Source organism: Streptosporangium sp. NPDC006013 (assembly GCF_040614275.1).
Lineage (GTDB): Bacteria > Actinomycetota > Actinomycetes > Streptosporangiales > Streptosporangiaceae > Streptosporangium.
Map to the genome: position 1 here is coordinate 1 of NZ_JBEXUE010000366.1, position 10,365 is coordinate 10,365.

Below are 10,365 nucleotides of genomic sequence, written 5' to 3' on the forward strand. Positions count from 1 at the left end.
CCCGGTCTCCGGTGAGCATGACCACCCGCTCGATGCCCGCGGCGCGCAGCCGCCGCAGCGTCCGCGCGGCGTCGGCCCGGATGGCATCGCGGAGCAGGATCACCCCGGCCGCCCGGCCGTCCAGGGTCACCCAGACGGTCATGGCCCCGTCCAGCGCGGCCCGCGCCCGCTGGATCCGTTCCCACTCCGAAGGTGAGGAGGTCGTCGCCTTGCCGACCTCTATCCGGTGCCCGTCCACCACCCCCGTGGTGCCGGTGCCCGGCCTCTCCTGGATCTCGGCCGGTTGCGGCAGCTCGGCACCGCGCGCGCGGGCCGCGTCGACGATCGCGGCGGCGAGCACGTGCGACGACATCTGATCCACCGCGGCGGCCAGGCGCAGCACGTCGTCGGCACGGACGCCGGGCGCGGCCACGACGTCGATCACCCGGGGCCGGCCCGCGGTCAGCGTCCCGGTCTTGTCCAGGATGAGCGTGCGTGCCTGGCCCAGCCGCTCCAGTGCTCCACCGCCCTTGACCACCACGCCGTGCCGTGCCGTGCGAGACAGCCCGGAGGCGATGGCCGCGGGTGCGGCGAGCAGCAGCGGGCAGGGGGTGGCGACGACCAGTACCGCGACGGCCCGTACCGGCTGGCCGGACAGCAGCCAGGCGGCCGCCGCCAGCAGCAGGGTGACCGGCAGGAACCAGGAGGCGAACCGGTCGGCGAGCCGTACGACGGGGGCGCTGTCGGTCTCTGTCTGCCGCGCCAGCCGCACCACTCCCGCATAGGCGCTGTCGGCCGCGGTCCGGGTGGCCCGCATGTCGAAGGCGGCACCGGCGTTCACCACACCGCTGCGCACCCCCTCCCCCGCGGCGTACTCCACCGGTACCGACTCCCCCGTCAGCGCCGACTCGTCCAGCAGCGCGAGATCGCCCACCACCGCGCCGTCGACGGGGACCATCTCCCCACTGGGGACCAGCAGCAGGTCGCCCGGGCGAACCTGCTCGACCGGCACGAGGTCCGGCACCCCGTTCTCGTAGCGCCGGGCCGAGTGCGGTGCCCGTTCGTACAGGGCGGTCAGGTCGTGGCGGGCCCGGCGCAGGGCGTGCTCCTCCAGTGCCCGCCCGGTGGCGAGCATCACGCCGATCAGGGCACCGGCGAGGTACTCCCCCACGGCGAGCGCTCCGGCCAGGGCGAGGACGGCGATGGCGTCCACACCCATCCGGCCGCTCCGCAGCGCCGACACCACCCATCCCGTCGCGGGCACCAGCGACACGCCGGTGACCACTGCCCACACGATGTCGGCGGCCGCCTCCGCGCCGGTCAGGCGGAGCGCGAGACCGGCCAGCAGTCCGGCCATCGTGCCCACAAGAAGGGCGATGGCCGACAAACGTCCCATTTTCCCAGCCTCCTGGCGAGCCGTGCCGGGATCAGGACCTTCGGCCGGCGGGCAAGGCGACGATCACGATCCGACCACCGCCACCGGGCAGTGCGCGTGGTGCAGCACGCCGTGGCTGATCGACCCCAGCAGGGCCGAGCCGAGTCTGCCCATTCCCCGCGAGCCGACGACGACGAGGTCCGCGGCGGCCGAGGCTTCGCAGATGGCGGCGGCCGGGTGCCGGCACACCACCGTCTGCTCCACCTCGACCTTCGGGTACCTCTCCCGCCAGGGCGTGAGCGTGTCGGCGGCGATGCTCCGCGCACCGGCGAGGATGTCCTCGACCAGTGGCGCGTACGCGATGGCACCCGGCCCCATGACGGGCACCTGCCAGGCGTGGATCGCCCGTAGCCGGGCACCGCGCCGGACGGCCTCGGCGAAGGCGTACCCCAGTGCCGCCGTCGAGTGGGCAGAGCCGTCGAAACCGACGACGACCTGGCCGCGGGCCGGCTCCCAGACCCCCCTGACGATGACGATCGGTACGGCCACGCGCCCGGCCAGGGCCAGGGAGACCGATCCGAGCAACAGCCCGGTGAACCCGCCCAGCCCTCGGCCGCCCACCACGATCTGCTCGGCGCCCTCGGCCTCGCGCTGGAGGATCTCCGTCACCCGGCCCTCCCGCAGCGCGACCTCCACCTCCAGGTGGGGTGCGCGCCCGCGCACCACGGCGACCGCGCTCTCCAGCACCCCCTGGCAGTACTCGGTCACGGAATCCCGGAAGCCGGGCGGGGTCTGCAGCGGGATGTCGTAGGCCCACGGTTCGCACACGTACACGATCCGCAGCGCGCACCCGCGCCGTACCGCGTCATCGGCGGCCCAGGCGACCGCACCCTCCGCGGGGGCCGAGCCGTCCGTGCCCACCACCACATGCGCCGTCATGTCGCCCCCTCGGACTCCCCCTCCATCCGACCGTGTGGCGGCGTTCCCCGCAGCGGACCAACGACCCCCTTCACCAGGGATTTCCGTCCCCTGTCACGGGCCGTTTCCCGCGGAATGGGTATTGTTGGTCACAGCAGACCGTGCCGTCTCCCCGGCCCGGCTGGGAAGATCGAAAGACCTTCCCGGACCGGCGTCCTCATCGTATGACGATCCCCCTCAGGTACGGATTTCCGTACCGTCAGCGTGTTGCCAAGGAATAAGGGCAAGGGGGAACGGCCCGTGAACGCCGTTGTGATGGAATCGCTGGAACCACTCATCACCGGACTGCGATCCGATGGCTTCACCGTCGTCGGGCCGACGGTCCGGGAGGGCGCCATCCGGTTCGCCGAACTCTCCGGCGCCGCGCAGCTGCCCGCGGGGCGGGGCGACGATCAACAGCCCGGACACTACCGGCTGACCGAGCACGATGACGAACTGGTGTTCGGTTTCGCGGCCAGCCCCGACTCCGCCAAGCGCTACACCCAGCCGCCCCGCCAGGCGCTGTTCCGGATGCGCGAGGCGGCGGTGGAGGAGATCCGGACCGAGGCGCCCCGCATCGCGCTGCTGGGCGTGCGCGCCTGCGACCTGGCCGCGATCGCCGTACAGGACCGGGTGTTCCTCGGCGGCAGGCATCCCGATCCGGCCTACCGCGAGCGGCGCGAGGCGCTGTTCCTCATCGCGGTGAACTGCGCGGTGCCCGGCGGCACCTGTTTCTGCGTCTCCATGGGCACGGGACCGAGGGCCACCGCCGGTTTCGATCTCGCGCTCACCGAGTTGAGCGACCCGCACCGGTTCCTGGTCGAGACGGGAAGCGAGCGGGGCGCGGAGGTCGTCGCGGCGCTCCCGCACCGGCCCGCCACCGGCGACGACGTCACGGCCGCCGAAGAGGTCTCCCGCGTCGCCGCCACCCGGATGGGCCGCCAGGTGGACACCGACAACATCCAGGAACGCCTGGCCGAGGCCCGTGATTCGCCGCGCTGGATCGAGGTCGCCTCCCGCTGCCTGGCGTGCACCAACTGCACGATGGTCTGCCCCACCTGCTTCTGCACCACGGTCGAGGACGCCACCGACTTCACCGGCGGGGCGGCGGAGCGGACGGAGGTGTGGGACTCCTGCTTCACGCTGGACTTCTCCGAGGTCGGCGGCTCTCCCGTACGCGGTTCGGGATCCGCCCGCTACCGGCAGTGGCTGACGCACAAGTTCTCCACCTGGTTCGACCAGTTCGGCATGTCCGGCTGCGTGGGCTGCGGCAGGTGCATCACCTGGTGCCCGACCGGCATCGACGTCACCGAGGAGCTCGGATGCATCCTATGACGCCGGCGCCCTACCGGGTGCGCTCGCGCCGCCCGGACCGGGCCGACACGGTGACCTTGACCCTCGGGCCGCTGGAGGGCACCTGCCCGCCGTTCCTGCCCGGCCAGTTCACGATGATCTACGCCCCCGGCGTCGGGGAGATCCCGGTCTCGATCAGCGGCCGGGCCCGCGCGGGCGGGTACCTGCAGACGATCCGCGCGGTGGGCGCGGTCAGCGGGGCACTGTGCCGTACCAGACCCGGCGATGTCGTGGGCGTTCGCGGGCCGTACGGCACGGCCTGGGACGTGCCGGCCGCGGCGGGCCTGGACGTGGTCGTCGCCGCGGGCGGCCTCGGGCTGGCCGCGCTGCGACCGGTCATCCGCGAACTGGTCGCCCACAGCTCCCGGTACGGCCGGATCAGCGTGATCGTCGGCACCCACACACCGGCGACCCTGATCTATCCCGCCGAGCTGGCCCGCTGGCGCGAGACCTGTGGCATCGACGTCCAGGTGACCGTGGATCATCCCGACCGTGCCTGGAAGGGGCCGGTGGGGCTGGTCACCCGGCTGATCGACCAGATCGTCTTCGAGCCTCGCCGTACCTTCGCCTTCGTCTGCGGCCCCGAGGCCATGATGCGGGCGACCGCGGCCAGGCTGGTACGGCGAGGCGTCCCGGCCCGGCGGGTGGCCCTCTCGGTGGAGCGCAACATGAAGTGCGGCGTCGGCCGCTGCGGCCACTGCCAGCTCGGCCCGTTGCTGACCTGCCTCGACGGCCCCGTGCTGAGCTACGAGCGGGCGGCCGGGCTGCTGGCCGCGGAGGAGCTGTGATGGCCCGGCCCGCGGCCACGCGCCGGCGTCCACGACTGGCGGTGTGGAAGTTCGCCTCCTGCGACGGTTGCCAGCTCACCGTGCTGGACTGCGAGGACGAGCTGCTGGCGATCGCCGCCGAGGTGGACATCGCCTACTTCCTGGAGGCCTCCAGCGCGACCGGGCGCGGTCCCTACGACCTGTCACTGGTCGAGGGGTCGATCACCACTCCGGCCGACCTCCGGCGGATCCGGCACGTGCGCCGCGTGTCGAAGCGCCTGGTGACGATCGGCGCCTGCGCGACCGCGGGCGGCATCCAGGCGCTGCGCGACTTCGCCGACGTACGCGAGTTCGCCTCGATCGTCTACGCCCGGCCCGACTACATCGCCACCCTGGAGCGTTCCACCCCGATCTCCGCCCACGTACCGGTGGACTTCGAGCTGCGCGGCTGCCCCATCGACGGCAGGCAGCTGCTGGAGGTCATCTCGGCCTTCCTGGCCGGACGGCGCCCCTGCGTGCCGGCCCACAGCGTCTGCGTGGAATGCAAGTCCCGGGGCAACGTCTGTGTCATGGTGGCCCACGGCACGCCCTGCCTGGGCCCGGTCACCCAGGCCGGCTGCGGGGCGCTCTGCCCGGCGTTCAACCGGGGCTGCTACGGCTGCTTCGGCCCGATGGAGAGCCCCAACACCCGGGCGCTCAACGCGCAACTGCGCGAGCTCGGCATGAGCACCCCCGAACTGGTGCGCGTCTACCGGACCTTCAACGCCACCGAGGAACCCTTCCGCCAGGCGTCCGAGGAGGCCGGAGATGACGCATAAGTCGATCAGGATCGGTGCCCTGACCCGCGTGGAGGGCGAGGGGTCGCTGCTGGTGCGCGCCCGCGACGGCCGCGTCACCGACGTGGAGCTGAACATCTACGAGCCGCCGCGCTTCTTCGAGGCGCTGCTGCGTGGCAGGGCCCACACCGAACCCCCCGACATCACCGCCCGCATCTGCGGGATCTGCCCGGTGGCCTACCAGATGAGCGCCTGCCAGGCCGTCGAGTCGGCCTGCGGGGCGGAGGTGACCGGGCCGCTGCGGGACCTGCGGCTGCTGCTGTACTACGGCGAGTGGATCGAGTCGCACGCCCTGCACATCCACCTGCTGCACGCCCCCGACTTCCTGGGCTACGACAGCGGCGTGGCCATGGCGGCCGACCACCGTCCCGCCCTGGAACGGGGGCTGGCGTTGAAGAAGGCCGGCAACGAACTGGTGGCGACCCTGGGCGGGCGGGCGATCCACCCGATCAACGTGCGGGTGGGCGGCTTCCATCGGGTGCCCGCCCGCGCCGAGCTCGCACCGGTCGCCGAACGGCTGCGCCGCGCCCGCGACCAGGCACTGGCTACGGTGGAATGGGTGGCCGGGTTCGAGTTTCCCGATGTGGAGCACGCCTACCGGTTCCTCGCGCTGAGCCACCCGGCCGAGTACGCCATCCTGTCCGGCTCGATCTCGGTCAGCGACGGCACCGCCTTCGCCGTATCCGACTGGCCCGCCCACGTCGTGGAGGAACAGGTGCCGCGCTCCACCGCGCTGCACGCCCGGCTCGACGGATCCACCGGCTATCTGGTGGGGGCTCTCGCCCGCTACGCCCTGAACGCGCATCTGCTCTCCCCGCTGGCCCGGGCGGCGGCCTCGGACGCCGGGCTCGGACCCGTCTGCCGCAACCCGTTCCGCAGCATCGTGGTCCGGGCCGTGGAGATCCTGCACGCCTGCGACGAGGCGCTGCGGATCATCGAGGACTACACCGAGCCGGACGCGCCCTCGGTTCCGGTCGAGCCCCGTCCCGGAGTCGGTCACGGCGTCTCCGAGGCCCCGCGCGGCACGCTCTACCACCGCTACCGCGTCGACGACGCGGGACTGATCGCCGAGGCGGACATCGTGCCGCCGACCTCGCAGAACCAGGCCCGCATCGAGATGGACCTGCGCCATCTCGTCGAGCCCCGCCTCGACCTGCCTCGCGAGGAGCTGGGGGCGCTGTGCGAGCGGATGATACGCAACCACGATCCGTGCATCTCCTGCTCGGCCCATTTCCTGGACCTGCGGCTGGACCGCTGAGGCCGGTTTCCGACAGGGGGATTCATGCACGAGCAGGTCGTCATCGGGATCGGCAACGAGTTGCGGGGCGACGACGCCGCCGGGCTGCTGGTGGCCCGGCTGTTGCGCGACGTGCTTCCGCCCGAGGTTCCCGTGGTCGAGAACGGAGGTGACCCGGCCGAGCTGATCGAGGCGTGGACCGGGGTGGGCCTGGCGATCGTGATCGACACGGTGATCTCCGGCACACCCCCGGGTACGGTGCGCCGGTGCACCGTCCTCGGCCCTGCCTCCCCCCCGGGGGGCGCCGGCTGGACGCCTCCCGCCCTGCCACACGGCAGTTCCCACGCCCTGGGCATCGCCGACGCCGTCGCGCTCGGCCGGATTCTCCACCGGCTGCCCCGCGAGCTCGCGCTCTACACCGTCGAAGGCGCCGATTTCGGACTCGGGGCCCCGGTCACCCCCGCCGTGAAACACGCCATCGGGAGGCTCACCGAGACCGTGGCCGGCCTTGTCCGCCCGAAACGGGCGCGGTAGCGCCGGAGAGCAGGGGAATTCCCGGCGACGGCACGACGGCCGAGAGGGTCACGCCCAGCCGCCCGGCGCCACGAGGTTGAGCACTCCCTGGGCTAGGACGAAGGCGGCCACGGCGAGGACGAGGTAGGCGAACCAGCGGCGCAGGCGCTCGGCGTCCAGGTGACGGCCCAGGCGGGCGGCGGCCAGCGACCCGATCACCGCGGCCGCCGTGAAGGCGCCGATGACCGTGCGGTCCAGGTCGGCGCCATCGGCGTGGGCGACGAACCCCGCCGCCGAGTTGACCACCACGATGAGCAGCGAGGTGCCGACCGCGGCCGTCATCGGCAATCCCAGCGCCAGCACCAGGGCCGGGATGATGAGGAACCCGCCGCCGACGCCGAACAGGCCGGTCAGCGCGCCCACGGCCGCGCCGGCGGCGACGGACCTGGGCAGGCAGCTGCGCCAGTTCACCCCGCCGCCGGGCAGCGCGCAGGCCCCGCCGGCCGGGGCGTCGCCGGCCAGCATCCGCCAGGCGGCCACCACCATGAGCGCGGCGAACCCGATCAGGATCGCCTGCGGGGGCAGCATCCTGTTGATCGCGGCGCCCCCGAACGCGGCCAGGGCCCCGGCGCCGCCGAACGCCACGGCGATGCGCCAGCGCACCTGTCCCGCCCGGATGCGAGGCAGCACGGCGGTGGCCGAGGAGACGCCCACCACCAGCAGCGAGGCCGGCACCGCCGAGGCCGGCGGCAGGCCCACCCCGTACACCAGGGCGGGCAGCGCCAGGATCGATCCACCGCCGCCCAGCAACCCGAGCAGGATGCCGATCAGCGCGCCCAGGCCGAGCGCCGCCGTCAAGAGGTCGCCTCCCGTTGCGCCAATTGGCCCAGCACCGCCTCCAGGCCGGGCCGCCGGGGGCCTCGGTTGTAGGGGAGCCTGGCCAGCAGCATGCCCATCGCGCAGGTGTTGGAGAGCGCGGCGAAGGTCAGCCCGCCACCGATCGCGGCGGCGAGCCATTTGGCCGGCGGGAACAGCGTGCTGGCCAGGATCGAGGTCAGCACGAGGGATCCGGCCACCAGGCGCACCTGGCGTTCCAGCTCCCAGCGGGTCCGGCCGGTGCGGAGCGGCGCGCCGGCCCCCTGCCAGGCGAGGATGCCCCCTTCCAGGAGGCGCGGGGCCGCCTGTCCGGCTCCGGACAGGGCCGCCGCGGCCTGCGCGGCGCGCTGCCCGGAGCGGCAGACGAGCACCACCTGCTCCCGCCGGGGGCCGTCGAGGTGGGCGCGCAGCCGTTCACGGTGCTCGCGCAGCAGATCCAGCGGCACGTTGACCGAGCCGGGGATATGGGCGGTCTCGAACTCACCGGGGGTGCGCACGTCGATCAGCCGGGGCGCCTGCCCGGAGTCCATCAGCCGGCGCAGGGCGGCCGTATCCAGCGTGGCGGGTGTGTCGTGGCCGGTCATGAGGTCTCCTCGATGGTCAGGCCGCTTTCGGCCGCCTGGGAGTAGTCGTCGTCGATGTGCACGACCCGGCGGCCGGCACGGGCCAGCAGGCTGCTCGCGGCGGCGGCCCGGTAGCCGGAGCCGCAGTGCACCCACACCGTCCCGTCCGGGATCTCGGCCAGGCGGTGCGGTAGTTCGGGCAGCGGGAGGTGCGTCGCGCCGTCGATGTGCCCGGCGCGCCATTCGTTGCGCAGCCGTACGTCCAGCACGACGTCGGGGGCGGGCAGATCGCGCACGTTACGGCCGTCGCGCACGGCGGCCAGTTCGGCGAACGTGGCGACGGTCAGCTGACCCAGCCTGGCGCCGTCGCCACCGGCCCACTGCTCGGGGGTACCGGTCGCGGCGGCGGCCGGACGGTCGATGCCGATGCGCGCCAGCTCGCGCTGGGCGGCGGCCACCTGCTCCGCCGATTCGCCCAGCAGCGTGATGGGCGCCCCCCAGGGGGCCATCCAGCCCAGCCAGGTCGACATCGGGCCGTCCAGGCCGAAGCTCAGCGTTCCGGCCAGGTGCCGCTGGGTGAACGCCTTGCGCGAGCGCAGGTCCACCACCCATTCACCGGCGTCGATACGCGCGCGCAGCCCGGCGGCGTCGGCCCGCCTCGCCGGGGTCAGATCGACCAGGTCCGCACCGGCGGTGTTCCTGGCGCCCATGTGGGCGTAGTAGGCGGGGTAGGCGTCCAGCCCGGCGAGGGTCTGGGGGACGAAGTCGTCGGCCTCCAGCCGCAGCGCCGGGTTGGCGCCACGCTCGCGTCCTATCGTCGAGGATGAGGCGTCGGCCTGGGTGGCCGAGCAGAAGCTGCCGAACCCGTGGGTGGGCCAGACCTGCGTACCGTCGGGCAGCAGGTCGGCCAGCCGTCGCACCGAGGCGTGCTGGTGCTGGGCCAGGACGTGGGCGTGCCGGGCGCCGAGCAGGTCCGTGCGGCCGGTGGTGCCGAACAGCAGCGACCCGCCGGTGAACACTCCCGTCGGCCCGCCGGGACCGCCGAGCACGTAGGACAGGTGGTGGAAGGTGTGCCCGGGGGTGGCCACCGCGGAAAGGCGCATCGACGGTGACAACGCCATCTCGTCGCCGTCGCTCACGGGCACCCGGTCGAAGGCGACCTCGTCGGCCGCCGCCACCAGGTAGGCCGCGCCCGTCAGCCTGGCCAGGGCCAGCCCGCCGGAGACGTAGTCGTTGTGCAGGTGGGTCTCGGCCACGTGGGTGACGCGCACGCCCAGCCGGCCGGCCAGGGCCAGGATCCGGTCGATGTCCCGTTGCGGGTCGACCACCAGCGCCACCCGCCCGTCGTGGGCCAGGTAGCTGCGGTCCCCCAGCGAGGAGGTCTCCACCACCACTGTCTCGATCGTCGTCATCATCGCCTCTCACTTCGTCGTTGTCGTCTTCGCCGGCAGGTGCGGACCGGCCGGGCCCGGGTTTCAGGCCGGTCGGCGAGCTCCCGCCGGATGTGTGTCCGGCGTCGCCGCGGCGGCCCGCCCGGGGCCGTGTCACGGAGGGCGTTCACACCACTTCGGTGCGAATATACCCAGGGGGGTATCCTCCGGACAGAAAAATGCCACGCCTCTCATCACGCCCCACCCACCGCACGGCGGGCGGGGCGTGACAGGTCACGACAGGGCCAGGAACAGTTTCTCCAGCCGCTCCTGGCTGATCGGCGGCTGTTCGCCGCGCTCGCGCGCCATCTGGCACTGCTGCATGCCCGTCGATATGATCTTGAATCCGGCCCGGTCCAGCGCCTTGGAGACCGCCGCCAGCTGGGCGACGGAACGCGACGGGCTGTTCCGGCTGGAGTGGACCACGCTGCCGGAGATCCCCGCGGTCGATTCGGTGTCGATGGCGGTGGTCGGTTTTG

11 protein-coding genes are annotated in these 10,365 nt (G+C 73.2%); 5 read left to right on the forward strand and 6 right to left on the reverse strand.

Annotated elements, in window-relative coordinates:
- Together ABZ260_RS37650 and ABZ260_RS37655 are read right to left on the reverse strand one after the other, a co-directional pair.
- Positions 1-1,375, reverse strand: a 1,375-nt coding sequence (locus tag ABZ260_RS37650) for a heavy metal translocating P-type ATPase (RefSeq protein WP_355627060.1), incomplete at its 3' end; no start/stop codon positions are given.
- Positions 1,376-1,438: 63 nt separating this feature from the next.
- Positions 1,439-2,293, reverse strand: a complete 855-nt coding sequence (locus ABZ260_RS37655; protein ID WP_355627062.1) for a universal stress protein — start codon at positions 2,291-2,293, stop codon at positions 1,439-1,441.
- 279 nt (positions 2,294-2,572) lie between these two features.
- Between ABZ260_RS37655 and ABZ260_RS37660 the strand changes: the two genes are divergently transcribed.
- The 5 genes from ABZ260_RS37660 to ABZ260_RS37680 are packed head-to-tail and all read left to right on the forward strand — an operon-like array spanning position 2,573 to position 7,038.
- Entirely contained in the window at positions 2,573-3,646 is a 1,074-nt protein-coding gene (locus tag ABZ260_RS37660; protein WP_355627064.1) for a 4Fe-4S dicluster domain-containing protein, read from the forward strand.
- Positions 3,634-4,452 carry an FAD/NAD(P)-binding protein gene (locus ABZ260_RS37665; RefSeq protein ID WP_355627066.1) on the forward strand — a complete coding sequence of 273 codons (819 nt, stop codon included), beginning with the start codon at positions 3,634-3,636 and terminating at the stop codon, positions 4,450-4,452. The genes ABZ260_RS37660 and ABZ260_RS37665 overlap by 13 nt, the downstream gene beginning before the upstream one ends.
- Positions 4,452-5,249 (forward strand): oxidoreductase, encoded by a 798-nt coding sequence (locus tag ABZ260_RS37670; protein WP_355627068.1) that lies wholly within the window; start codon positions 4,452-4,454, stop codon positions 5,247-5,249. The genes ABZ260_RS37665 and ABZ260_RS37670 overlap by 1 nt, the downstream gene beginning before the upstream one ends.
- A complete protein-coding gene (locus ABZ260_RS37675) occupies positions 5,239-6,525 on the forward strand; it encodes a nickel-dependent hydrogenase large subunit (RefSeq protein ID WP_355627070.1) in 1,287 nt (428 codons plus the stop codon). The genes ABZ260_RS37670 and ABZ260_RS37675 overlap by 11 nt, the downstream gene beginning before the upstream one ends.
- A gap of 24 nt (positions 6,526-6,549) precedes the next feature.
- Positions 6,550-7,038: a hydrogenase maturation protease gene (locus tag ABZ260_RS37680; RefSeq protein WP_355627072.1), complete on the forward strand. Its 489-nt coding sequence runs from the start codon at positions 6,550-6,552 to the stop codon at positions 7,036-7,038.
- A 48-nt stretch (positions 7,039-7,086) separates the two neighbouring features.
- On the opposite strand, the gene ABZ260_RS37685 is transcribed toward ABZ260_RS37680, so the two are convergent.
- The 4 genes from ABZ260_RS37685 to ABZ260_RS37700 all read right to left on the reverse strand — a co-directional run bounded on the left by ABZ260_RS37685 (position 7,087) and on the right by ABZ260_RS37700 (position 10,324).
- Entirely contained in the window at positions 7,087-7,875 is a 789-nt protein-coding gene (locus ABZ260_RS37685) for a sulfite exporter TauE/SafE family protein (protein ID WP_355627074.1), read from the reverse strand.
- Positions 7,872-8,477 (reverse strand): rhodanese-like domain-containing protein, encoded by a 606-nt coding sequence (locus tag ABZ260_RS37690; protein WP_355627076.1) that lies wholly within the window; start codon positions 8,475-8,477, stop codon positions 7,872-7,874. The genes ABZ260_RS37685 and ABZ260_RS37690 overlap by 4 nt, the downstream gene beginning before the upstream one ends.
- Entirely contained in the window at positions 8,474-9,871 is a 1,398-nt protein-coding gene (locus ABZ260_RS37695; RefSeq protein ID WP_355627077.1) for an MBL fold metallo-hydrolase, read from the reverse strand. The genes ABZ260_RS37690 and ABZ260_RS37695 overlap by 4 nt, the downstream gene beginning before the upstream one ends.
- Positions 9,872-10,120: 249 nt before the next feature.
- On the reverse strand, positions 10,121-10,324 hold the full coding sequence (locus ABZ260_RS37700) for a metal-sensing transcriptional repressor (RefSeq protein ID WP_355627079.1): 204 nt from the start codon (positions 10,322-10,324) through the stop codon (positions 10,121-10,123).
- Between the last annotated feature and the right edge of the window lie 41 nt (positions 10,325-10,365).